We start from the raw sequence: 23,597 nt of genomic DNA on the forward strand, positions 1-23,597 counted from the left end.
TATTCTCGCCAACATGCTGGACTTGACGCGCATACGGGCCATTTCGCTCGACCTGGATGACACGCTCTGGCCGATCTGGCCATGCATCGAACGTGCGGAGAAAGTGCTGCACGAGTGGCTTGCGCTGAACGCGCCACGCTGCGCCGAACTGTTCGCGAGCGCCGAGGCGCTGCGCGAGATACGCACCCACATGAATACGCAGCGGCCCGACCTGCAGCACGACCTCTCGGCCCTGCGCCGCGAGTCGATCCGGCTTGCGCTCACGCGTGCCGGCGAAGACCCGCAACTGGCCGAAGCCGCCTTCGACATCTTCTTCACCGAGCGCCAGAAGGTCACGTTCTACGAGGACGTGCTGCCGGCGCTCGATTTCCTGGCCGCGCGCTTTCCGCTGGTGAGCCTGTCCAACGGGAACGCCGACCTGCACCGGGTGGGCCTCGGGCGGTATTTCCGCGCCGCCGTGAACGCCCGTGCGTTCGGGGTACCCAAGCCCGACGCGCGCATCTTCCATGCCGCCGCGGCGGCCGCGGGCGTGGAGGCGCACGAGGTGCTGCACCTCGGCGACGACGTGCTGCTGGACGTGCTCGCCGCGCGCAACGCGGGCATGCAGGCGGGGTGGATCAACCGTTCGGAGTCGCTGTGGCCCGCCGTCGGCGAGCCGCCTGCGCTGGAGTGCGTCTCGTTGACCGAGGTCTGCACGCTGTTCCGGGACTGATTCGCCGTCCAGCCCCGGAATTCGGGAGCCGGGACGCGCGACCTGCGACCTGCGACCGGCGACCGGCGACCGGGATGGGCGTGTCCCGCTGCGGACCGCAAGCACGAGCCCGCCAGCGGCGCTTTGGTGGAGCAGCAGAAATCGGGCTGGTATCGCCCGGGCGCCGCGCAGGACGATCAGCCGATCCGCAGCGCAGTCACAGCGACCGCGCCACCGCCAGGCCGGAACGCACCGCACCTTCCAGCGTGGCGGGGTAGGGGCCCTCGGTCCAGTCGCCGCAGGCCCACAGCCCGGGCGCGATGGCTGCATGAGGGCGCTGCAGGCCAGGCGTGCAGGCGAAGGTCGCGCGCTTTTCCACCACGGTGCGCAGCGCCTTCAGCCCGTGCCAGCCCAGCGTGCGCGCCTGCTCCAGCACCTGCCGCTGGAGCTCTGCGCCGCTGCCGCGGCTGGCGCTCACGACGAATGCGAGCAGGCCGTCCGGCCCGCCGAGCTGGCTGCGGTCGAACACGAACTGTGCCGGGGCGTCCGGTCCGCTGCGCAAGGTGAGCAGGGGGTGGGCAAGGCGCGGCCCGCCTGCGGTGTAGACCGTGGCGATGGGCTCGTGCCGCAGCCCCTGCGCCTGCGCGAGCCACTGCGTTGCGGTCACGCCGCTTTCCCGCACCAGCCGTTCGGCGTCCGTGCTCGGGCAGGCGAGCACCACGGCGTCGAAGTCGGCGTCCTGCAGCGTGGGTGGCGGCTGTGTGGCGTGGTGGGTCTGGCCGCGTTCGTGCACCTGCGTCCGCTCCGCGACGGGTGGCCCGCGCCGGAACGTGCCCGCGCCATGCACCAAACTCTCCAACGGATGTTCCGCCGAGGGGAGCACCGAGCGCTCGTCCGAGCTCTCGCCCGAGGTTCGCGCGGCGCGTTCCCGCAACGGCTGCACCGCATCCTCAGCTCGGGATTGCGTTTGTGTATCCACCCTCCACTGCGCGCCGACACGAACCAGCGCCGTCACCCGGCAGCCGGTGCGCAGCTCGGCGCCTTCTGCCTGCAGCCAGCGCCCGGCGGCATCCGGAAACAACGCGCCCAGCGGCGCGCGCGGCAGCAGCAGCCACGAGCCGCCCCAACGGCCCCAACCCGGCGCGAAGAGCGAGTCTTGCAGTACGCGCAGGAAGACGGCCGCACTGGCGTCTTCGGGCGGCGTGTTCAGGGCCGACACGCACAGCGGCTCGATCAGCTCGCGCACGACGCGCGGACGCAGGCCCTGCGACAGCTGCTGCACCGACATCGATGGCGGGCAGCGGAAGCCGGCGCGGCGCCAGCGCAGCGCAGCGCGCAGCAGCGAGAGCTTGTCGCGCCAATCCCAGCCCTGCGCGCGAGCGATGCCCCAGCCGGCGTCCAGCGGCGCCGGCCATGGCGGCAGGCGCAGGCCGCAGCCGTCGGCGCCCAGCAGGCGCAGGGGAAGGGCGTGCAGCACCTCCTGCGGCGCCACGCCGACCTGCTGCATCAGTCCCAGCGTCTCGGCGTATGCGCCGATGAGGATGTGCTGGCCGTTGTCCACGCAGGCGGTGGTGCCGTCCGGCAGTGTCAGCAGCAGCGTACGGGCCCGGCCGCCCAGGGTGCGCGCCGCCTCGAACACCGTGACGCGATGCCCGGCGCGCGTGGCTTGCACGGCGGCGGCGAGGCCGGCCCAGCCCGCGCCGACGACGGCCACGCGCGCCATCAGAGCCGGCCCAGGGCCTGCACCTTCCAGGCCAGCCAGAACTTGCGCAACGGAGTGAGGCTGATGCGCTGGTGCAGCACCTTGAAGTCCTCGGCCTCGATCTCGCGCAGCAGGGTGCGGTAGATGCTGGCCATCATCAGCCCGGGCTTTTGCGCCCGGCGGTCCGCAGGCGGCAACAAGGCGAACGCTTCGTCGTAGAGCCGGTGGGCGCGCTCGGCCTGGAAACGCATCAGCGCGACGAAGCGCTCGGAGTGCTGGCGCTTGGTGATTTCGTGCGCCTTGACCTCGAACTGCTGCAGCTCGCTGATGGGAAGGTAGATGCGTCCGCGCATGGCGTCTTCGCCGACGTCGCGAATGATGTTGGTGAGCTGGAACGCGAGCCCCAGCTTGTGCGCGTAGTCGGTGGTCTGGGGCTCGGTCTGTCCGAAGATGCGCGCCGCCGCCTCGCCCACCACGCCCGCGACGAGGTGGCAGTAGCGCTCCAGGGCGGGGAAGTCGAGAAAGCGGCTTTGCTCCAGGTCCATCTGGCAGCCTTCGATGACGGCGAGCAGCTGCGACGGCTCGAGCCCGTACTCGCGGGCCCAGGGCATCAGTGCGCGCATCACCGGGTGCTGCGGCTGGCCGGCGAACGACTGCGCGACCTCCTGGCGCCACCAGGCGAGCTTGGTCGCCGCGATGCCGGGGTCGGTCACCTCATCGACCACGTCATCGACTTCGCGGCAGAAGGCATAGAACGCCGTGATCGCGGCCCGCCGCGGGGCCGGCAAGAAGAGAAATGCGTAGTAAAAGCTGCTGCCCGAAGCGGCGGCCTTCTCCTGCACGTACTGGTCGGGCGTCATGCGCCGGATTGTTCCATGCGCAAGCTGCGCCACAGGATGCGCGGCGCGTCGGCGGCGTGCAGGCGCGGGCGGTGCGCGAAGGTGTCGAATCCGAGTGCCTCGATCTTGTCCAGGATGCGCAGTCCGCCCTGGACGACCGCGCGCAGTTCCCAGCCGGCGCGACCGGGAACGCGCAGGGGCAACCCGGCGCCCGCGAGCATCAACTCCCGCGCCCATGCGCATTCGGCCTGCACCAGGCGGCATGCGGCCGGATGTGCGGCCCAGGTGTCGGGGCGCGCCGCATCCAGGCCGAAGTCGCGGCAATCCGTGGCCGGAAGGTAATAGCGCCCGCGCGGCACATCGACGCTCAAGTCCTGCCAGAAGTTGATCAGCTGCAAGGCGGTGCAGATGGAGTCGCTCCCGGCCAATGCGCGCGCGTCGCTGATGCCATAGAGATGCAGCAACAGGCGCCCCACGGGATTGGCCGAACGCCGGCAGTAGTCCAGCAGGGCGGCGCGGTCGGCGTAGCCGCGCCCGTCGCGGCTGTGGACGACGTCCTGGGAAAAGGCGCTGAGCAGGTCGGTCAACGGCGCAAGTGGCAGACCGTGGTGTGCGATGGCCCGCGCGAGGGGCTGCAGCACCGCGCCGAAACGGGCAGGCGCAGGGCGCCCGGAAGCGACATCGAGCAGCCCCTCGCGCAGTTCGGCGAGCGCCGCCAGGCGCTGTTCGGCCGCGGCATCTCCTTCGTCGGCGATGTCGTCGGCCGTGCGTGCGAAGCCATAGATAGCCACGACCGCAGGGCGCAAGGCAGGCGGGCACAGCCAGGAAGCGACCGGGAAGTTCTCGTAGTGCCCGACGGCGTTGGCAGGGCTGGTATGGGGGGGTGTCACGGCGGCGATTCTCGCTTGACACCGCATTTGGCCGCCCGCTAGATTACTAACCGGTCAGTCATTAACAGCAATTCCGCCGAAGGCCATCGTGCATCCAGCCCTCCACGTACCGCCCCGAACTGCCCCCCGAATGTTCCGCGCCACCGTCCTCGCGTTCGTCTACGCGCTGTCGATGGCCCTGGGGCTCGGGGCTTGCAGCAAGCCCGAGCCTGCGCCGGAGCCGGTGCAGGCGGTGAAGGTGCTGACCGTCGGCGCCACGGCGCTTTCGGGTGCCGCGGAGTTCGCGGCGGACGTACGCCCGCGCATCGAGTCGCGGCTTGCCTTCCGTGTGCCGGGCAAGATCGTGCAGCGCCAGGCCGACGCCGGCCAGCGGGTGCGCGCGGGCCAGGTGCTGGCACAGCTCGACGGAGAAGATCTGCGGCTCGCCTCGGAGGCGGCCCGTGCGCAACTGGCTGCCGCCACCACGCAGCGCGACCTGGCAGCAGCCGATTTCGGCCGCTACACCGCGCTGCGCCAGCAGAACTTCATCAGCGGCGCCGAGCTCGAACGCCGCGAATCGACGCTGCGTGCCGCGCAGGCGCAGCTCGAGCAGGCGCAGGCGCAGTTCGCGGTCCAGGGCAATCAGGCCGGCTACGCACAGCTGCGTGCGCCGGCGGCAGGCGTGGTCACGGCGGTCGAAGCCGAGCCGGGGCAGGTCGTCGCGGCGGGTGCGCCGGTGCTGCGGCTGGCGCTGGACGGACCGCGCGACGCGGTCTTTGCGCTACCGGAGGGCCAGCTGGAGCTGGTGGCGCGCGGCATGCCGGTCGCGATCCGCGCGTGGTCGCAGCCGCAACCCTCGCTGACCGGCCGGGTCCGCGAGATTGCGGCGCGCGCCGACCCGGTAACGCGCACCTTCGAGGTCAAGGTGCCCATCGACGGCACCGCGCCGCCGCTGGGCAGCACCGTCTACGTGACGCCGCGGCCGCAGGCGCACACCGCGCCTGCAGTGCTGAAGCTGCCGACCAGCGCCTTGCGCCGCGACGCCGGCGCAGGGCAGGGCAGCGCCGTCTGGGTGCTGGACCGCGCAACCATGACCGTGCGCCTGCAGCCGGTGCAGGTGGCCACCGTGGACGGCAACGATGCAGTGATTGCCGCGGGCCTGGAGCCCGGCATGGAAGTCGTGGCGGCGGGTGTGCACGTGCTCACGGACGGACAGCAGGTCACGGTGTGGCAGGCCCGCCCGTGAGCGCCCCCGATACCCACCGCCAGCGGTTCAACGTCTCGCGCTGGGCGATCGAGCACGCGGCGCTCACGCGCTATTTGATGCTGGCGCTGCTGCTGCTCGGTTTCGTGGCGTATTTCCAGCTCGGACAGGACGAGGATCCGCCCTTCACGTTCCGCGCCATGGCGGTGCGCACCATGTGGCCGGGCGCGACCGCCCAGCAGGTCGCAGAGCAGGTGACCGACCGCATCGAGCGCACGCTGCAGGAAGTGCCCTATGCCGACGTGATCCGCAGCTACTCGAAGCCCGGCGAGTCGCAGATCATCTTCCAGGTGCGCGACTCCTCGCGGCCCGCCGACGTGGCCGACCTCTGGTACACGGTGCGCAAGAAGATCGGCGACATGCGCGCCACCCTTCCCGCCGGCGTGCAGGGGCCGTTCTTCAACGACGAGTTCGGCGACGTGTACGGCGTCATCTACGCCATCGAATCCGACAGCGGCACCAGCTGGGCCGAACGCAAGGCCATTGCCGACGAGGTGCGCCAGGAGCTGCTGCGCGTGCCCGACGTCGCCAAGGTCGAACTGTTCGGCGTGCAGGACGAGAAGGTCTTCGTCGAGATTTCGCACAAGCGCCTGGCCCTCATGGGACTGGACCTGCCGCAGGTGCTGGCGCAGCTGGGTCAGCAGAACGCCGTCGAGCCGGCCGGCGCCGTGCAGACCTCCAGCGAGGTCGTGCAGGTGCGGGTGGGTGGGCAATTCCATGCCGTCGAGCAGGTGGCGGCCATGCCGATACGGGGTGCCTCCGGCAACCAGATCCGCCTGGGCGACATTGCCGAGATCCGCCGAGGGTATGTCGATCCGCCCCGGGTGAAGGTGCGCCACCAGGGCAGCGAGGTGGTGGCCCTCGGCGTCTCGATGGCCAAGGGCGGCGACATCATCCGCATGGGCGCCGCCCTGCGCGAGACGACCGCAGGCATCGCCCGCACCTTGCCGGCAGGGGTGCGACTGGTGCAGGTGCAGGACCAGCCGAGCGCGGTGTCCAGCTCGGTTGGCGAGTTCGTGAAGGTCCTGATCGAGGCAGTGGCCATCGTGCTGACCGTGAGCTTCGTCGCGCTGGGCCTGCACAAGCGCGGCGATGCCGCCGCGCTGCCCTGGTGGCGCCGCTACACCATCGATGTGCGGCCCGGGCTGGTGGTGGCCATCACCATTCCGCTGGTGCTGGCAGTGACGTTCCTTGCCATGTACTACTGGGGCATCGGCCTGCACAAGATCTCGCTGGGCTCGCTGATCATCGCCCTCGGGCTGCTCGTGGACGACGCGATCATCGCGGTCGAGATGATGGTGCGCAAACTCGAGGAGGGCTACGACAAGCTGCGTGCGGCGACCTTCGCCTACGAGATCACGGCCATGCCCATGCTCACCGGCACGCTCATCACGGCCGCCGGCTTCCTGCCGATCGGCATGGCGCGCTCCGTGGTGGGCGAGTACACCTTTGCGATCTTCGCCGTCACGGTGGTGGCGCTGGTCCTGAGCTGGTTCGTTTCGGTGTACTTCGTGCCGTACCTGGGCACGCTGCTGCTCAGGGAGCGGCCCGCAGCCGCCCGCGACGCCGAGCACCACGAGCATTTCGACACGCCGTTCTACCGGGGTTTTCGGCGCGCGGTGAACTGGTGCGTCCAGCATCGCTGGATCACCATCGCAGCCACGGTGGCGACCTTCGCGCTCGGTATCGCAGGCATGTCGCGGGTGCAGCAGCAGTTCTTCCCCGATTCGAGCCGTCCGGAAATCCTGGTGGACATCTGGCTGCCCGAGGGTGCGTCCTTCGCCGCCAACGAAGCCGTCGCGAGGCGGCTGGAGGGTCGGCTGCAGCAGGAGCCGCAGGTGCGCACCGTGAGCACCTGGATCGGGTCGGGCGTTCCGCGCTTCTACCTTCCGCTGGACCAGATCTTTCCGCAGTCGAACGTGTCGCAGTTCATCGTGGTGCCGCAGGACCTCGCCGCACGCGAGGCGCTGCGCCGGCGGCTGCCGGCCCTCATCGCCGCCGAGTTCCCCGAGGTGCGCGGCCGTGTGAAGCTGCTGCCGAACGGCCCACCCGTGCCGTATCCGGTGCAGTTCCGCGTGACCGGGTCCGACCCGGCGCAGTTGCGGGCGCGAGCCGAGGAGGTCAAGCAGGCAATGCGCGCCAGCCCGAACACGCGCGGCGTGAACGACAACTGGAACGAGTCGGTGAAGACGCTGCGCCTGGAGATCGACCAGGCCAAGGCGCGCAACCTGGGCGTGAGCAGCCAGTCGGTGGCCGAGGCGGCGCGCACCGTCATGACCGGAAGCACCATCGGCCAGTACCGCGAGGGCGACAAGCTGATCGACATCGTGCTGCGCCAGCCGCTCGACGAGCGCGACGCCATCGCCGACCTGGCCAACGCCTACCTGCCGACCGCGAGCGGCCGCGCCGTGCCGCTGATGCAGGTGGCGCGGCCGGTGTTCGCCTGGGAGCCCGGCGTGCTGTGGCGCGAGGGCCGCCGCTATGCGATCACGGCGCAGAGCGATGTCGTCGAGGGCCTGCAGGGCGCCACCGTCACCGGCGAGCTGCTTCCGGCGCTGCGGGCGCTGGAGGCGAAGTGGCCGCCGGGGTACTCCATCCAGGTGGCCGGTGCGGTCGAGGAGAGCTCGAAGGGCTCGTCGTCGATCGCCGTGGGCGTTCCGGCGATGCTGTTCATCACCTTCACGCTGCTCATGCTGCAGCTGCACAGCTTCAGCCGCGCGGTGCTGGTGTTCCTTACCGGACCACTGGGTATCGCCGGCGTGGCCGCCGCGCTCCTGGCGCTGAACCGGCCGTTCGGCTTCGTGGCCCTGCTGGGCGTGATCGCCCTCATGGGCATGATCCAGCGCAACTCGGTGATCCTGATCGACCAGATCGAGCAGGACCGCGCCCGCGGCGTGCCGGCCTGGGACGCTATCGTCGAGGCGGCCGTGCGCCGGCTGCGGCCCATCGTCCTCACGGCTGCCGCCGCCGTGCTGGCCATGGTGCCGCTGTCGCGCTCGGTGTTCTGGGGGCCCATGGCCGTGGCGATCATGGGCGGGCTCATCGTCGCGACGGCGCTCACCTTGCTGGCGCTGCCGGCCATGTACGCGGCGTGGTTCAGGGTGCGGCGCGAGCCGCCGCACCCGTCCGGCCAGGCCCTCTTCGCGCCGGCTTAAAATCCCCGGTTGTCCGGAAATCGACACGGGCGGCCAGCGACACCCTGGCAGCCCGTTTTTGTTTTCCCGAATGCGCGGGTGGCGAAATTGGTAGACGCACCAGGTTTAGGTCCTGACGCCAGCAATGGTGTGGGGGTTCGAGTCCCCCCCCGCGCACCAGAACACCGACCAGAACCACACACACTTACCTCTAGAGAGACGCACCATGGCCGTGAACGTTGAAACCCTCGAGAAGCTCGAACGCAAGATGACGCTGACGCTGCCCGTCAACGTGATCCAGTCCGAAGTCGACACCCGCCTGAAGCGGCTCGCGCGCACCGTCAAGATGGACGGCTTTCGCCCGGGCAAGGTGCCGCTGTCGGTGGTGGCCCAGCGCTACGGCTATTCGGTGCAGTACGAGGTGATGAACGACAAGGTGGGCGAGGCCTTCGCCCAGGCCGCCAACGAGGCGAAGCTGCGCGTCGCGGGCCAGCCCCGCATCACCGAAAAGGAAGGCGCGCCCGAAGGTGAGCTGAGCTTCGATGCCGTGTTCGAGGTATTTCCCGACGTGAAGATCGGCGACCTCACCGAGGCCGAGATCGAGCGCGTGACGGCCGAGGTCGATGATTCCGCGATCGACCGCACCATCGAGATCCTGCGCAAGCAGCGCCGCACCTTCGCCCAGCGCGCGCAAGGCGACCCGGCCCAGGATGGCGACCGGGTCACGGTCGATTTCGAAGGCAAGATCGACGGCGAGGCGTTCCAGGGCGGCAAGGCCGACGACTTCCAGTTCCTGGTCGGCGAAGGCCAGATGCTCAAGGAATTCGAAGAGGCCGTGCGCGGCATGAAGACGGGTGAGAGCAAGACCTTCCCGCTGGCCTTCCCCGCCGACTACCACGGCAAGGACGTCGCCGGCAAGCAGGCCGACTTCATGGTCACCGTGAAGAAGATCGAAGCCGCGCACATGCCCGAGGTCAACGACCAGCTGGTCAAGTCCCTCGGCATCGCCGAAGGCGGCGTGGAGGCGCTTCGCGCCGACATCCGCAAGAACCTCGAGCGCGAAGTCAAGTTCCGCCTGCAGGCGCGCAACAAGCAGGCCGTGATGGACGCGCTGGTGGCGAAGTCCGATCTGGACCTGCCCAAGGCGAGCGTGCAGTCCGAAGTCGAGCGCATGGTCGAGAGCGCCCGCGCCGACCTCAAGCAGCGCGGCATCAAGGACGCCGACAAGGCGCCCATTCCCGGTGAGCTGTTCCAGGCGCAGGCAGAGCGGCGGGTGCGCCTGGGGCTGGTGGTAGCCGAGCTCGTGCGCTCCAACGAACTGCAGGCCAAGCCCGAGCAGATCAAGGCGCACATCGAGGAGCTGTCGGCCAGCTATGAGAAGCCTGCCGAGGTGGTGCGCTGGTACTACGGCGACAACCGGCGACTGGCCGAGGTCGAGGCGGTGGTGATCGAGAACAACGTCACCGAGTTCGTGCTGTCCAAGGCCAAGGTCAACGACAAATCCATCTCCTTCGACGAACTCATGGGACAGCAGGCAGCCGCCTGATCCGCTCGCGCAGCTGTGGCCTGCGGCGCCTGCCGTCCGCCGGGCCGTGCGAACCGTCTCTTCGCCGCAGGGCGGCAGCGGGTGCGCGGCGCGTGGCGGCGGGCTCGACCCCCGGGGCTTGTGCGCTCTTTCATTCCGGCGCACAGGCCCCATGTGCTTTTTGGCTACAGTCAGGCCTAGGCAAAAACGGAAAACCAACGACTCATGAGTTCTCTTGACACCCAGGCGCTCGGCATGGTGCCGATCGTCATCGAGCAGTCCGGCCGCGGCGAGCGGTCCTACGACATCTACTCGCGCCTGTTGCGCGAACGGGTGGTGTTCCTGGTGGGGCCGGTCAACGACCAGACTGCCAACCTGGTGGTGGCACAGCTGCTGTTCCTGGAGAGCGAGAACCCTGACAAGGACATCTCGTTCTACATCAACTCCCCCGGCGGGAGCGTGTCGGCCGGCATGGCCATCTTCGATACCATGAACTTCATCAAGCCGGACGTGTCCACGCTGTGCACCGGCATGGCCGCAAGCATGGGCGCTTTCCTGCTGGCGGCCGGCGCCAAGGGCAAGCGCTTCGCCCTGCCCAACTCCAAGGTCATGATCCACCAGCCGCTGGGCGGCATGCAGGGACAGGCGACCGATATCGAGATCCACGCCCGCGACATCCTGCGCACGCGCCAGCAGCTGAACAAGATCCTGTCCGAGCGCACCGGCCAGCCCATCGACAAGATCGAGCGCGACACGGAGCGCGATTACTTCCTGACCGCCGACGAGGCCAAGGACTACGGCCTGGTCGATCAGGTCATCGCGAAGCGTCCCTGAAGCACGCTTTCGGCCACGCGCGCCCTTTTTGCAACGGTGCCCTCCCCGGTGGGGGACGCCGCGCATCGTACGGGTATCATTGAATTTCACGTTGAGAGGCACGCCCCCATGGCCGAGAAAAAAGGCTCATCCAGCGAGAAAACGCTTTACTGCTCGTTTTGCGGGAAGAGCCAGCACGAGGTCAAGAAGCTGATCGCCGGCCCGTCGGTGTTCATCTGCGACGAGTGCATCGACCTGTGCAACGAGATCATCCGCGACGAACTGCCTGCCGCCGACGAAGGGCGCGAAGCCCGCGGCGATCTGCCGACGCCGGCGGAAATCAAGAACAACCTCGACAACTACGTCATCGGACAGGAGGCTGCCAAGCGCTCGCTGGCCGTCGCCGTCTACAACCACTACAAGCGCCTGCGGCACAAGGACAAGGCCAAGAAGGACGAAGTCGAGCTCACCAAGAGCAACATCCTGCTGATCGGGCCCACCGGCTCGGGCAAGACGCTGCTGGCGCAGACGCTCGCGCGCATGCTGGACGTGCCCTTCGTCATGGCCGACGCCACCACGCTTACCGAGGCCGGATATGTCGGTGAGGACGTCGAGAACATCATCCAGAAGCTGCTGCAGAGCTGCAACTACGAAGTCGAGCGGGCGCAGCGCGGCATCGTCTACATCGACGAGATCGACAAGATCTCCCGCAAGTCCGACAACCCCTCGATCACGCGCGACGTCTCCGGCGAGGGCGTGCAGCAGGCGCTGCTCAAGCTGATCGAAGGCACCATGGCCAGCGTGCCGCCCCAGGGCGGGCGCAAGCACCCCAACCAGGATTTCCTGCAGATCGACACGACCAACATCCTGTTCATCTGCGGCGGCGCGTTCGCCGGCCTGGAGAAGGTGATCGAGCAGCGCACCGAGGCTTCGGGCATCGGCTTCGGCGCCGCCGTCAAGAGCAAGAAGCAGCGCAGCCTGACCGACGTGTTCCGCGAAGTCGAGCCCGAAGACCTGATCAAGTTCGGGCTGATTCCCGAGCTGGTAGGGCGCATGCCCGTGGTCGCGACCCTGGCCGAGCTCACCGAAGAGGCGTTGGTGCAGATCCTCACCGAGCCCAAGAACGCGCTGGTCAAGCAATACGGCAAGCTGCTGTCGATGGAAGGCGTAGACCTCGAGATTCGCCCCAACGCACTGCGGGCCATCGCGCGCAAGGCGCTCGCGCGCAAGACCGGCGCACGCGGCCTGCGCTCCATCCTCGAGCAGTCGCTGATCGACACCATGTTCGAGCTGCCCAATGCGAGCAACGTCGATAAGGTCGTGGTGGACGAATCCACCATCGAGGAAAGCAAGCCGCCCCTGCTGGTCTACCGCGAGGCGGCAAAGAAGGCCTGACGGTCACTCGCGCTCGTCTGGGTTCGAGCTTGAAATTGGCGTAACGCCCTCCACCCTGGATGGGCAGAGAAAGGATATTCATGTCCGGACATACCCCCCTTCCCGCGACGCCTATCGAACTTCCGCTGCTCCCGCTGCGCGATGTGGTCGTTTTCCCGCACATGGTGATTCCGCTGTTCGTGGGCCGGCCCAAGAGCATCAAGGCGCTGGAAGCCGCCATGGAGGCCGAGCGCCGCATCATGCTGGTAGCCCAGAAGGCTGCCGCCAAGGACGAACCCTCCGCCAGCGACATGTTCGAGGTGGGATGCGTCTCCACCATCCTGCAGATGCTCAAGCTGCCCGACGGCACCGTGAAGGTGCTGGTCGAGGGACAGCAGCGTGCGCGCGTGAACCGCATCGAGGAAGGCGAAGAGCACTTCACAGCCACGGTGACGCCGGTGGAATTGCCGGCCGCCGAGGCGTCTCCGTCCAGCGAAGTCGAGGCGCTGCGGCGCGCCGTGATGCAGCAGTTCGACCAGTACGTCAAACTGAACAAGAAGATTCCTCCGGAGATCCTCACCTCGATCTCCAGCATCGACGACCCGGGCCGACTGGCCGACACCATCGCCGCCCACCTGCCGCTCAAGCTGGACAGCAAGCAGGTGGTGCTCGACCTCGCGGAAGTGCGCGACCGCCTCGAGAACCTGTTCGAGCAGATCGAGCGCGAGGTCGATATCCTGAACGTCGACAAGAAGATTCGCGGCCGCGTGAAGCGGCAGATGGAGAAGAACCAGCGCGACTTCTACCTGAACGAGCAGGTCAAGGCGATCCAGAAGGAGCTCGGCGAAGGCGAGGAAGGCGCCGACATCGAGGAGATCGAGAAGAAGATCAAGGCCGCCAAGATGCCGCAGGACGCCCGCAAGAAGGCCGACGGCGAGCTCAAGAAGCTCAAGCTCATGTCGCCGATGTCGGCCGAAGCCACGGTGGTGCGCAACTACATCGAGGTCCTCACCAGCCTGCCCTGGAGCAAGAAGACCAAGATCAAGCACGACCTCGCGCATGCCGAAGACGTGCTCAACGAAGACCACTACGGTCTCGAGAAGGTCAAGGACCGCATCCTCGAATATCTCGCGGTGCAGCAGCGCGTGGACAAGGTGAAGGCACCGATCCTGTGCCTGGTCGGCCCGCCTGGCGTGGGCAAGACTTCGCTCGGCCAGTCGGTAGCCAAGGCTACTGGCCGCAAGTACGTGCGCATGGCCCTCGGCGGCATGCGCGACGAGGCCGAGATCCGCGGTCACCGCCGCACCTATATCGGCGCGCTGCCGGGCAAGGTGCTGCAAAGCCTCTCGAAGGTGGGCACGCGCAACCCGCTGTTTCTGCTGGACGAGATCGACAAGCTCGGGATGGACTTCCGAGGCGACCCGTCGAGCGCGCTGCTCGAGGTGCTCGATCCGGAGCAGAACCACACCTTCAGCGACCACTATGTCGAGGTCGATTTCGACCTGTCCGACGTGATGTTCGTGGCGACCTCCAACTCGATGAACATCCCGCCGGCGCTGCTGGACCGGATGGAGGTCATCCGCCTGTCCGGCTACACCGAGGACGAGAAGGTCAACATCGCCATCAAGTACCTGCTGCCCAAGCAGATGAAGAACAACGGCGTGAAGGACGAGGAACTGCAGGTCAAGGAAGACGCGATCCGCGACATCGTGCGCTACTACACGCGCGAGGCTGGCGTTCGCTCCCTCGAGCGTGAGCTGTCCAAGATCTGCCGCAAGGTGGTCAAGGGGCTGCAGCTCAAGAAGCTCAAGCCGCAGGTCGTCGTCGATGGCGACAACCTCAACGACTACCTGGGCGTGCGCAAGCATACCTACGGCCGCGCCGAGCAGCAGAACCAGGTGGGGCAGGTGGTCGGGCTTGCCTGGACCGAGGTGGGGGGCGACCTGCTCACCATCGAGGCGGCACTCACGCCCGGCAAAGGCAACTTCCTGCGCACCGGCTCCCTGGGCGATGTGATGAAGGAGTCGGTGGACGCGGCCCGCACGGTGGTGCGCAGCCGCTCACGCAGGCTGGGTATCAAGGACGAGGTGTTCGACAAGAAGGACATCCACATCCATGTGCCCGACGGCGCCACGCCCAAGGACGGCCCGAGCGCGGGCATTGCGATGACCACCGCCATCGTCTCTGCGCTCACCGGTATTCCGGTGCGCGCCGATGTCGCGATGACCGGCGAGATCACGCTGCGCGGCGAGGTGACTGCCATCGGCGGCCTGAAAGAGAAACTGCTCGCCGCACTGCGCGGCGGCGTCAAGACCGTGCTGATCCCGGAGGAGAACACCAAGGACCTGCAGGAGATCCCCGAGAACGTGAAGAACGGACTCGAGATCGTGCCGGTCAAGTGGATCGACAAGGTGCTGGAGGTCGCGCTGGAAAGCCTGCCCGTCCCGCTGCCCGAGGAGGACCCGGTCGCCGCCGCGCCGCTGGCTGCGTCGCCGTCGCCGACGGGCGAACCGGGATCGGTGAAGCATTGAATCTTCGGGCGAAGGTCGGGCCGGAAAAGCCCGTTTTTGCTTGTACAATGCGAGGCTCACGCGGGAGTAGCTCAGTTGGTAGAGCGCAACCTTGCCAAGGTTGAGGTCGCGAGTTCGAGCCTCGTCTCCCGCTCCACATTCGACGAAAGGGAAGCAGTTGCTTCCCTTTTTTCTCGAAGAGGAAACAAGGCGCGGTAGCAAAGCGGTTATGCACCGGATTGCAAATCCGTTCAGCCCGGTTCGACTCCGGGCCGCGCCTCCAGAAGAAGGCAAAGCGCCAGTGGTGCTTCAAACTTCGAAAGTTTGAACGCTGGCCGAAAAAGTGGCCGTCGAGTTTGCGTATAATGCGCCGCTTATGCGGGAGTAGCTCAGTTGGTAGAGCGCAACCTTGCCAAGGTTGAGGTCGCGAGTTCGAGCCTCGTCTCCCGCTCCAGTTGAACAAAGGGAAAGTCAGAAATGGCTTTCCCTTTTTCTTTGCTCGCCGGCATTGCCTGTGTCGAGCCCTGCTTCCGACGCCTGGGTGTGCGCGGTCTGGTGACAGCGGTCCAGGCGCCGGAGCCAACCTGCCTCCGGACCGCATTCAATGGCGCCCAAGCGCTCCTCGCTGAGACGACGCTCGCCCGCTGAGCCGCTTTCGGCGCTCGCGAGCCGGTCGCCGTGGCGTCAGCAACGCCAGCGCTTCATCCCATAAGAAAGTGCTAGTCATTGGATGAGTTGGGTGCTACCGTACTCATCAGCAGTCTGAATAGAACACTTCCAGGGAGCTCGCACATCATTCCGAGAGGGATGGGACATGACGCATCGATATTCGTGCGCCTGGCGATGCACGCTGGCGCTCCTGGCAACGCTCCTGGTCGGCTGCGGTGGCGGTCACGAGGAGCAGGTCGCAAGCGAGCCTCCGCCGCGAGCCGATTCGGGCCCGGCGCCAGTCATCAAGGGGCTCCAGGTTCCCGCCGCGTTGTCGGTCCTGTCGGCCAACTGAAGGAGCCTGCGATGCGTTCTACCCTCGCTTCTTCCGTGCTGCTCCTGGCGACGATGCTCGCGTCGGCGTTCACCACGGGGAGTCGTGCCGAGCCGCCCGCAACCGGCGCGTACGTGAGCGACCCGCAAACCGAATACGTGAACGACGATGTAAGTTCCTTCATCGAGGGAGTGAACAGCGTGCTATGCGCGGTTGCGGCAATTCGCACCGATGCCATGGTCAACAAGGCCCGGTACGTCGGTCTGGTGGATAGCGGCCAGTGCTCGGCACAAGCTGGGAGCACCGGGGCTTCCGATGGAAGCAAGCGCTACTCCCGGGTGAGCATGACGTCCACGCGAAGCTCGGCCGACGGCGTCCAGGTCGCGCGCGGGCACATCGAATCGGTGGGCGAGCAGATGTTCATCGGTGTGCAGGTCGCCCCCTCGCGACACGGTCCCGACGACCCGCCCGACGTCGTGCTCGATACGAGCTATCTGCAAGCCGACTCGAGCCGCGCGCAGAGCCGCCTGCGGGTGAGCGACTCGGGCTTCTCCTTGGCGAGTAGAGGGGGCGCGCAAGGTGCCGCGCCGACCTTGACTGGCAGGTTCGTATGGCGTGGAAATACCGACACCGGACACGGCGTGATGGAGCAGGGCGACGCGGTGCAGGACCTCACCCGCTTCGGCCAGAACGGCGACTACTACTGCCGGGAACAGGAGGCGAGCGGACTGTCTCTGTGCTTCAAGCGGGCGCGGTCTGCCGCACTGAGCGCCACCTGGCGCTGGGGTGTCTACAACGACTCCAGCGGGGACCGCTTCACCCTGGACCAACCCGGCTTCCTGCTGCAACGGGAGGCGACGGAAGAATGGGGCTATGCCAACTACGGGGGCATCTGGGTCCCGGGTGCCTTGCCGGATGGCGATCGCGTCCGCTCCGTCGCCGGGACGCCCTATACCGTCCACAGGGCGGCTGGGCGCCTGGTGCGCTACACCACGTCCACCACGACGCTCGACGCGCTCGATCGCGTGCCCCTGCAGGTGCTGACCAACCTGGGGGACCCTTTCGGCCCCGAGGAAGCGCACACCCTGTACGAACTCCATTGGAGCAAGGCGCTCCAAAGGTTCGTGCCCGTGGAACCGGAGGACTGCTCCTCAGGCCCGTGTGTCGCGGCGAAGACGTGGCGGGCCGGTGAGTTGCAACGGCGAAGCACCGCCGGTGCGCTGCTGGCCTGGTCGGACGCCTTGGGGCCGATCGGGATCGAGCCGCAACTCGTGTCGGGGCTGCATGCAGGTAATTCGGTGGTGCGCACGACGCGCTCCGAGGTGGTGGTTCCGGACTCCGAGGGCGCGCCCTTGGACCTCGTGTGCGTGCGCAATTGTCCGATCGCGGCGCGCCTGGCCGATCTGGCGGTAGGAAGTGCATCGTATGCATCGGGCACGGAAGACCCCGGCAATCGTCACGCGGGAGTGGATCTGGCGCACGTCACCCGGTATCGATGGGATCCGAAGACCTACACCCTGTTCGATGTGCAGCCCGCCGATGGCTCGGCTCCCATGGCTTTCCCGGACGTGCGGCCTTCCGGGCTCGACATGGGAAACATGGTGGACGCCAGATGGCTGCAGGGCCTGGAGTGTGTCGGGCAGCCGATGACCTACTGCGATGCACGCGCGCTCGGCATGGCCGAGTACTACCGGTGGGAGATGGGACCCGAGCCCCACCAGAGTGGCGTGTTCCTGCGCTCCGACGACGGTCGCTACGTGCGATTTTCGGCGCCTGTGCGGGCCAGGTTCGCGGTGCCCGACGAACCGGCGTACGCAGAGTTCGCCGGCGCCGTCTTGCCGGTGGAAATCCATGCGTTCGACGTGCTGACGGGCATCCCGATGCGCTGTGCGGACAGGCTGAGCGGCGCGAGCGTGAGGTGTTCGAGCGACGCGGTGCGTGTTTCCGCTTTCGAGCTGCCGTTCGGAGCCCAGGGCTTCGTCACGGTCGTGGACCCGACGGCCTCGGCGGGTGCAACGCCGGTGCGCAAGTGGCTCAAGTGGCTGGACCGCGAATTGCATCTGCAGCACGCGCCGGGAATCACGCCAGCCACCGCCGGCGTCGTCCTCGGAGATCCGCGCGATCTGCCCGACTTGAGCGAGCTCGATGGAGCCGACCCGGGGAATCCGGCGGACGCGGCGGCGTACGCGGGGCCGTACTCCGCGGACCTGTTCAAGCTCGAGCCCGCCGTCGTGCATGGAACGGTCCTGGAGTGAGTTCCTGCGCGCCATGCGGGCGCTCGGCACCCAGCCGGGTCGTGGCGCGTGCGTGCGGATGCGGACGGCGCTGCCGATGGCCCTCGCGGCCTCTCTCGCGCTGCATGCTCTGGCGCTGCTGGCTCCGCAGGCCAGGCTTGCGGCACACCGGCCCGGCGGCCATTCAGCGGCGCAGGAGCTGCTGGTGCTGCGGCTCTCGGCGGCCCACCAGGTGACGCCGACGCATCCGCTGCATCCGCCTGTGCCAGCGGATGCAGCCAGGGCGGTCGAGAGCACCGCCGCGCGCCCCTCAGCGCATGAGGCGCGTGGAGCACCAGCGGGGCTGCCGGTGGCACAGCTGCGGGGCGCCGCGGCATACCATCTCGGGGCCGAGGCGGCATCGAGGGAGCCGCGGCCCCCAGCCGTCACGGCCGCAGCCGCAGCGGCGGGTGATTTAGCGCTGCCGGGCTACAAGGGTCCGGATGCTGCGGCGGTCGTGCAGGCACACGCGCCTGCACATCGCGAAACAGAGCCGGACAGGGGTGAAGGAGCGCTGATGTCGGTGGGTCGAGAGGGCGACGCCGAGCGATACGCCGAGCAGTATCTCGACCGGCCCCCGCAGCAACTCGCTGCGCTCAGCACAGGGGCACATCGTCACGTGTCGCCGCACGCAGAGCTGCAGTTCGAACCGCCGAAAACAGCAGAGGCGGACGCGGCAGAGGCAAACGCAGCAGTGGCAAACCCGGTACGGACGAACCCCGCAGACACGAACGCAGCCGAGAGGAACATAGCGGGCGCGCACACGGCAGATGCGAACCCGATAGCCGCGGACCCGCCAGAGCCATCGCACGCGGAGGCAAGCGACCAGGAGGCAAGCCACGCACCGACCGGCGGCGCAGAGTCACATCGTGCGAACGCACAGGTCGCTCCAGTCGCAGACGCAGACGCAGACGCAGACGCAGACGCAGACGCAGACGCAGGCTCAGGCTCAGGCTCAGGCTCAGGCTCAGGCTCAGGCTCAGGCTCAGGCTCAGGCTCAGGCTCAGGCTCAGGCTCAGGCTCAGGCTCAGGCTCAGGCGCGGGGATCTACTCGACTTCAGCCGGTCAAGGCCCCGCCGCACTGCGCGGCCCGGCCATGTCGGGGCCGGTCCTGCCCGCGCTGGCATCTGCATCTGCTGCGCCGCGCTTCGCGGTGGCCGCGCTGTGGCCGCAACCCGGGCTGCCGGACCTGCAGCCCGCGTCGGCGTCGGGCGATCGACTCCCGACGCACGCAGCTCTGTTGCAGCGGCTGCCGCTGCTGCAGCAGCGCCTCGGCGCTGGCATCGACCTGCGCTGCCGGATTGCACAGACGGTGACGTGCTCACCCGCAGCACCAGCCGAGGAACGGTTCATCCGCGCACTGATGGGGCAGCCCGGACCGTGGCAGCCCGGCGGCGTAGCGTGGCTGGTGCGCCGCGCTGGACGGTGGCAGCCGACCACGGCGCAGGGTGGCTGACACGCCATTCGCGCGCAGCGTGGCCGCGAATCGAGCCGATATACTCGCGCCAGGAGCACAGCCCCGCCAACGTCGTTGCCGGGGCTGTTTTGTCTTACATTGGCCCGACGGCCTCGATGGTGAAATTGGTAGACACAGCGGACTTAAAATCCGCCGCCCTTTCATCGGGGCGTACCGGTTCGACCCCGGTTCGAGGCACCAACCGGCGAAGCGCAGCAACATGTCTCAATACAACGCCCCCTTCGAAATCCACGTGCATGGCGACGTGCCCCTGCGCCCCGACGTGAGCTTCGCGCAGCTGCAGGAGGCGCTCAAGCCGCTGTGGAAGTACACGGGTGCGAAGTCGCTCGCCGACGCCTCCGAAAGCGCATACGAAGAAGAGCCGGGCATCCGTTTCGACTCGGGCGAGCACCTGCTCACGCTCTGCTGGACGGTCAATGGCAACGACGACTTCCGGCAGGTGCTCGACGAGATGTGCATGAGCCTCAACGAATTGGCCGAGCAGGGCGCCGCCATCGAGGTCACGTTCTACGACACCGAATTCGACGAAGACGAGGAGCCGCCGGACGCCGAGTCGCGCGACGACTTCGTCATGCTGTTCGTCGGCCCCACCCCGGCGGCGATCATGCAGGTGCAGCGCGACCTGCTGGTCGAAGACGTGGTGCACATGATGGAGCGGCACTTCGACGCGTCGGAGCTCGGCGGGGTGGTGGCCGAGATCGACCGGCTCTTCAGCGACCGCTTCGATGCATTGGTCAGCTCCCTCGAGATCGGCAAGCCGCCGCGCGGCGGCGGCTCGGGCGGCAGCCACGGCGGTGGGCGCAGGCCGCGCCACCTGCACTGAGGCCGGGGTCACTCTCGTGTTCGCGGCAGTTTCCCGCTCATCGAGCGGGAGCTGGAACTTGGCGTTCGAACAAGGCGTTCCCTAACGCGGTCCCGTCGGCAGACTCCCGCTCGATCCGAGGTGGAGCGCTGTTGCGTTGTGATTCTGTGCCGCTGGCGGCGTGCTCCTCTGCTCGTGCTGCCGCAATCGGGTAAGGACGCACCGCAGCAGCGCCGTGCGCAACTCGCGCGCTCCGGGCGACTCCGCTGCAGCCGCCGCAGGGGCCCTGAGCGCTGTGGCGCATGTTTGCAGCTCTACCGGGCTCATCAGGCGGGCAGCCTCGGCGAACTCCAATCTCCTCAAGGAAACCATCAAGGACCGAACCCTTCCGTGTGCTGTCTCGAACCCCGGCGGCACCGTAAGAGCGCTGCTCAATTCGGCGAATCGCTCTGCCGGCTGCAGGCGCCCGTGGAAGCCGCAGAACAACACGCTCCGCAGTGCGAGCGAAGGCTTGACCTGCGCCGCCTCGAGGGTGGCGAGTCCGCCGATCTGGCGGGCGCGGGCGAGTTCGCGCCGAACGTCGTCGACGGGCATGGCGTGAGACAGAGCACGAGTTTGCGCGAGCCGCATCTTGAGGCTGGCAAGAAGTTGCGTGTTGCCGAGCCCCATGAGGTCCGCTGTGTCTTTTGTCAGGGCGAGCTCCTCGAGCAACATCTGCCTATCCATGGACATGTACAAAGCCAGCAGGTCATGCATGGCGAATCCAGCCTCCAGGACTGTCGCGCGGTGAAGCGCGCCGGTGTTCTGCAGGAAAGTCTGTATGACTGCTGGAGTGCTCCGCTGCAGGAACGCAGATACCTTCGGAAGCCGCGCGCGCTCTTGAAGACGCGCCTTGGTATGGTGCAGTTCCGCTCGCTTTTCGGCCGGACTCATCCGCCGCAACAACGCGAACATCTGCTGATAACGGAGTTCTTGGCGCTCTCTTGCGTGTGGTTGTGCGTGCGATTCCGGGCTGCAACTCGTGCGGACGCGTTGGAAAGCGGCCTGCCGCTCTCCGGGCGTGAGGCTTGTGGCCCATTCGAGGAAAACTTCTGCGCGGGCCTGCAATGCCTCGTGCCGCCGCGCATCGTTCGTGCAGGCGGCAAGTGATGCGGCGTCGCAAGCGCCTTTCACCCGATCGAGCAGCGACGGGAGCGAGGCCGCCGCGGCTCCAGGGGCGTCCGATTCCGCCGTGAGGATCGAATCCGGGGCCGGCACCAGCGGCGGCATGGACGGCGACAGGGGCTCCGAATCGACGGCGGCCATCGACTCTCCATGCGGCTCGTCATCCCGCGCGACCACGCCCGGCATGGCATCGGCTCGCCGGGGCTGTGCAGGCACACGGCCCGACAGGCGAAGCAAGAGCTCTGCGGCTTCGCGGTCCCGCAGCGCATCGGCGACCGAAGATCCGGACGACGACGATGACGACGATGAAGAAGACGGCGACGATGAAGAGGACGAGGACGTCGGGCGCCTGCGCAGTTGCGCCGCCATGCCGCTGCGTTCTCCCTTGGCGTCCGATAAGGGCGCTGCTGCCTCACGGGCGCAGCTGCGACGCGAGATGGCTTGTCCGCTTCGTGGCCCTGCAACCCTGTCGGGTGCCGCAAAGGACGCCGACGAGGGCGCCAGCGGGCCGGGCAGGGGCTGGGAAGAGGAAGGGAGGGTGGCCCGCAACCGTGTCGCCGGTCTGCCGGCTGCCGAGTATGCGGACGAGGGAGGCAATGGCCCCGGTAGCGGCCGGGAGGATGCCGGAACGGTGGCACGCAGCCGGGGCGCCCGGCTGGCAGTGGCCAGGTGCCGCATCGAAGCGGTGCTGGTCTTGGCATCTCTGCGCCCGTCCGGAAGCTGCGGGAGTCGTTGCCCGGCGTTGCTGTTGGTGCGTTGCATGGTGGTGGCCTCGTTGATGAGGAGGCGACCATACGGGGGCGCCCCTTGCAGTCTTCTGGCTGAGGCCGGTCAGGCGACGCTATGCTGCGCCATGGCCGCCGACCGCTCAGCTTCTGCCCTCAATCCCGGCGTGCGCCGGCGCGAAGTGTTCGGCTGGGCCATGTACGACTTCGCCAATTCGGGCTACACCACGGTGGTGATCACCGCCGTGTTCGCCGCCTACTTCGTGGGCGGCATCACCGGCGGCGCGGAATGGGGCACCTTTGCCTGGACGGCAACCCTCAGCCTCTCCTACGCGATCGTCATGCTCACCACGCCGACCCTGGGCGCCTGGGCCGACCTTCGAGCCGCCAAGAAGCGCCTGCTGATGGGGGTCACGGCCGGCTGCGTGCTCAGTACCGCCGCACTGGCATTCGCCGGACCGGGATCGGTTGCGCTCGCCGTGCTGCTCATGGTGCTGTCCAACACCTTCTACTCCTGGGGAGAATCGCTCACGGCCGCCTTCCTGCCCGAACTCGCCCGCGCGGACGACATGGGAAAGGTGAGCGGGTGGGGCTGGGGCCTGGGATACCTCGGAGGAATGCTCACTCTCGGCCTCTGCCTGGCCTACGTGCTCTGGGCCCAGGCCCGCGGCATCCCGGCAGATCGCTTCGTCCCCGTGACCATGGTGCTCACCGCGCTTGTCTACGGCGCAGCGGCCCTGGTCACCTTCGCCTTGTTGCGCGAGCGTGCCGTCCCCAACCCGCATGCCCTGCACCAGGGCGGACTGCGCGCGTCGCTGCGCCGCCTGCGCGAGACCTTCGGGCACGCGCGCCGCTTTCGCGACTTCATGTGGCTCATGGGCTGCGTGGTCTGCTACCAGGGCGGCGTCGCCGTGGCCATCACGCTGTCGGCGATCTACGCCGAGCAGGTGATCGGCTTCGAGCCGCAGGAGACGATGGTCCTGATCTTCGCGCTGAACGCGGCGGCCGCGGCGGGCGCCTTCGGCTGGGGCTATCTGCAGGATCGGGCGGGGCACCGCCTGGCCCTCGGCATCACCCTCGTCGGCTGGATCGCCACCTGCCTCATCGCTGCGTGGAGCACCACCAAGGGGCAGTTCTGGGTGGCGGCCGCGGTGGCGGGCCTGTGCATGGGGTCGAGCCAGTCCGCCGGACGCGCCATGGCCGGCCTGCTGGCGCCGCCGCAGCGCTCGGGCGAGTTCTTCGGCCTGTGGACCTTTGCCGGACGCCTCGCCAGCATCGTCGGCCCCCTGAGCTACGGCCTGATCACCTGGGTGACCGGCGGCCAGCACCGCATCGCCATCCTGCTGACGTCGCTGCTGTTCGTGGCCGGCCTGACGCTGCTGATGAAGGTCGATCTGCAGCGCGGGCGAGAGGCGGCGCTGCGCGCAGCGTGAGCGTTCCGGCCACCAGTTTC

Annotated in this window: 15 protein-coding genes and 5 tRNA genes; 16 read left to right on the forward strand and 4 right to left on the reverse strand. The window is 67.9% G+C overall.

The genetic code is table 11. From position 1 onward, the window contains the following. Nucleotides 1-13: 13 nt before the first annotated feature. Nucleotides 14-712, forward strand: a complete 699-nt coding sequence (locus WG922_RS13410; protein ID WP_340283179.1) for an HAD family hydrolase — start codon at nucleotides 14-16, stop codon at nucleotides 710-712. A 196-nt stretch (nucleotides 713-908) separates the two neighbouring features. Here WG922_RS13410 and WG922_RS13415 read toward each other — a convergent pair whose 3' ends face one another. From WG922_RS13415 to hpnC, 3 genes are read right to left on the reverse strand one after another with little or no spacing between them, the layout of a single operon-like run. After that, a complete protein-coding gene (locus tag WG922_RS13415) occupies nucleotides 909-2,414 on the reverse strand; it encodes a hydroxysqualene dehydroxylase (protein WP_340283180.1) in 1,506 nt (501 codons plus the stop codon). Beyond that, entirely contained in the window at nucleotides 2,414-3,253 is an 840-nt protein-coding gene (hpnD, locus tag WG922_RS13420; protein WP_340283181.1) for a presqualene diphosphate synthase HpnD, read from the reverse strand. The genes WG922_RS13415 and hpnD overlap by 1 nt, the downstream gene beginning before the upstream one ends. Beyond that, nucleotides 3,250-4,149 (reverse strand): squalene synthase HpnC, encoded by a 900-nt coding sequence (gene hpnC, locus WG922_RS13425; protein ID WP_445322831.1) that lies wholly within the window; start codon nucleotides 4,147-4,149, stop codon nucleotides 3,250-3,252. Before hpnC ends, hpnD begins: the two co-directional genes overlap by 4 nt. Nucleotides 4,150-4,252: 103 nt before the next feature. Here hpnC and WG922_RS13430 point away from each other — a divergent pair, with 103 nt between their 5' ends. The 14 genes from WG922_RS13430 to WG922_RS13495 all read left to right on the forward strand — a co-directional run bounded on the left by WG922_RS13430 (nucleotide 4,253) and on the right by WG922_RS13495 (nucleotide 20,276). After that, complete coding sequence (locus WG922_RS13430) at nucleotides 4,253-5,347, forward strand: efflux RND transporter periplasmic adaptor subunit (protein WP_340283183.1); 1,095 nt, start codon at nucleotides 4,253-4,255, stop codon at nucleotides 5,345-5,347. Further along, nucleotides 5,344-8,520, forward strand: a complete 3,177-nt coding sequence (locus WG922_RS13435; RefSeq protein WP_340283184.1) for an efflux RND transporter permease subunit — start codon at nucleotides 5,344-5,346, stop codon at nucleotides 8,518-8,520. The genes WG922_RS13430 and WG922_RS13435 overlap by 4 nt, the downstream gene beginning before the upstream one ends. Before the next feature lie 72 nt (nucleotides 8,521-8,592). Continuing rightward, a tRNA-Leu gene (locus WG922_RS13440) sits at nucleotides 8,593-8,679 on the forward strand. 46 nt (nucleotides 8,680-8,725) lie between these two features. After that, nucleotides 8,726-10,045, forward strand: coding sequence for a trigger factor (tig, locus tag WG922_RS13445; RefSeq protein ID WP_340283185.1), 1,320 nt, complete (start codon nucleotides 8,726-8,728; stop codon nucleotides 10,043-10,045). A 204-nt stretch (nucleotides 10,046-10,249) separates the two neighbouring features. Beyond that, the gene (gene clpP / locus WG922_RS13450; RefSeq protein WP_340283186.1) at nucleotides 10,250-10,858 is read left to right on the forward strand and encodes an ATP-dependent Clp endopeptidase proteolytic subunit ClpP; all 609 of its coding nucleotides are present in this window, start codon (nucleotides 10,250-10,252) and stop codon (nucleotides 10,856-10,858) included. Nucleotides 10,859-10,966: 108 nt separating this feature from the next. After that, nucleotides 10,967-12,232 (forward strand): ATP-dependent Clp protease ATP-binding subunit ClpX, encoded by a 1,266-nt coding sequence (gene clpX / locus WG922_RS13455; RefSeq protein WP_340283187.1) that lies wholly within the window; start codon nucleotides 10,967-10,969, stop codon nucleotides 12,230-12,232. 80 nt (nucleotides 12,233-12,312) lie between these two features. Then, complete coding sequence (lon, locus tag WG922_RS13460) at nucleotides 12,313-14,742, forward strand: endopeptidase La (RefSeq protein WP_340283188.1); 2,430 nt, start codon at nucleotides 12,313-12,315, stop codon at nucleotides 14,740-14,742. A gap of 60 nt (nucleotides 14,743-14,802) precedes the next feature. Beyond that, nucleotides 14,803-14,878 (forward strand) — tRNA-Gly (locus WG922_RS13465). A gap of 52 nt (nucleotides 14,879-14,930) precedes the next feature. After that, nucleotides 14,931-15,004: transfer RNA gene (locus tag WG922_RS13470), tRNA-Cys, on the forward strand. Nucleotides 15,005-15,099: 95 nt separating this feature from the next. Continuing rightward, nucleotides 15,100-15,175 (forward strand) — tRNA-Gly (locus WG922_RS13475). A 360-nt stretch (nucleotides 15,176-15,535) separates the two neighbouring features. After that, on the forward strand, nucleotides 15,536-15,724 hold the full coding sequence (locus WG922_RS13480; RefSeq protein ID WP_340283189.1) for a hypothetical protein: 189 nt from the start codon (nucleotides 15,536-15,538) through the stop codon (nucleotides 15,722-15,724). Between the two features lie 11 nt (nucleotides 15,725-15,735). Next, nucleotides 15,736-17,958, forward strand: coding sequence for a hypothetical protein (locus WG922_RS13485; protein ID WP_340283190.1), 2,223 nt, complete (start codon nucleotides 15,736-15,738; stop codon nucleotides 17,956-17,958). 1,584 nt (nucleotides 17,959-19,542) lie between these two features. After that, nucleotides 19,543-19,633 (forward strand) — tRNA-Leu (locus WG922_RS13490). A 19-nt stretch (nucleotides 19,634-19,652) separates the two neighbouring features. After that, a complete protein-coding gene (locus tag WG922_RS13495) occupies nucleotides 19,653-20,276 on the forward strand; it encodes a DUF6806 family protein (protein ID WP_340283191.1) in 624 nt (207 codons plus the stop codon). Nucleotides 20,277-20,357: 81 nt separating this feature from the next. Here WG922_RS13495 and WG922_RS13500 read toward each other — a convergent pair whose 3' ends face one another. Continuing rightward, a complete protein-coding gene (locus WG922_RS13500) occupies nucleotides 20,358-21,788 on the reverse strand; it encodes a hypothetical protein (RefSeq protein ID WP_340283192.1) in 1,431 nt (476 codons plus the stop codon). A 484-nt stretch (nucleotides 21,789-22,272) separates the two neighbouring features. Between WG922_RS13500 and WG922_RS13505 the strand changes: the two genes are divergently transcribed. Next, the gene (locus WG922_RS13505) at nucleotides 22,273-23,577 is read left to right on the forward strand and encodes an MFS transporter (RefSeq protein ID WP_340283193.1); all 1,305 of its coding nucleotides are present in this window, start codon (nucleotides 22,273-22,275) and stop codon (nucleotides 23,575-23,577) included. The last annotated feature ends 20 nt before the right edge of the window (nucleotides 23,578-23,597 follow it).

It is taken from the genome of Ramlibacter sp. AN1015, from assembly GCF_037726105.1.
GTDB lineage: Bacteria > Pseudomonadota > Gammaproteobacteria > Burkholderiales > Burkholderiaceae_C > Ramlibacter.

What these genes read in the sequence shown, in the direction of transcription:
- WG922_RS13410 (WP_340283179.1), top strand. Translation starts at nt 14, where the DNA reads ATGCTGGACTTGACGCGCATACGGGCCATTTCGCTCGACCTGGATGAC.
- WG922_RS13415 (WP_340283180.1), bottom strand. Translation starts at nt 2,414, where the DNA reads ATGGCGCGCGTGGCCGTCGTCGGCGCGGGCTGGGCCGGCCTCGCCGCC.
- hpnD (WP_340283181.1), bottom strand. Translation starts at nt 3,253, where the DNA reads ATGACGCCCGACCAGTACGTGCAGGAGAAGGCCGCCGCTTCGGGCAGC.
- hpnC (WP_445322831.1), bottom strand. Translation starts at nt 4,149, where the DNA reads ATGCGGTGTCAAGCGAGAATCGCCGCCGTGACACCCCCCCATACCAGC.
- WG922_RS13430 (WP_340283183.1), top strand. Translation starts at nt 4,253, where the DNA reads ATGTTCCGCGCCACCGTCCTCGCGTTCGTCTACGCGCTGTCGATGGCC.
- tig (WP_340283185.1), top strand. Translation starts at nt 8,726, where the DNA reads ATGGCCGTGAACGTTGAAACCCTCGAGAAGCTCGAACGCAAGATGACG.
- clpP (WP_340283186.1), top strand. Translation starts at nt 10,250, where the DNA reads ATGAGTTCTCTTGACACCCAGGCGCTCGGCATGGTGCCGATCGTCATC.
- clpX (WP_340283187.1), top strand. Translation starts at nt 10,967, where the DNA reads ATGGCCGAGAAAAAAGGCTCATCCAGCGAGAAAACGCTTTACTGCTCG.
- lon (WP_340283188.1), top strand. Translation starts at nt 12,313, where the DNA reads ATGTCCGGACATACCCCCCTTCCCGCGACGCCTATCGAACTTCCGCTG.
- WG922_RS13480 (WP_340283189.1), top strand. Translation starts at nt 15,536, where the DNA reads ATGACGCATCGATATTCGTGCGCCTGGCGATGCACGCTGGCGCTCCTG.
- WG922_RS13485 (WP_340283190.1), top strand. Translation starts at nt 15,736, where the DNA reads ATGCGTTCTACCCTCGCTTCTTCCGTGCTGCTCCTGGCGACGATGCTC.
- WG922_RS13495 (WP_340283191.1), top strand. Translation starts at nt 19,653, where the DNA reads ATGTCTCAATACAACGCCCCCTTCGAAATCCACGTGCATGGCGACGTG.
- WG922_RS13500 (WP_340283192.1), bottom strand. Translation starts at nt 21,788, where the DNA reads ATGGCGGCGCAACTGCGCAGGCGCCCGACGTCCTCGTCCTCTTCATCG.
- WG922_RS13505 (WP_340283193.1), top strand. Translation starts at nt 22,273, where the DNA reads ATGGCCGCCGACCGCTCAGCTTCTGCCCTCAATCCCGGCGTGCGCCGG.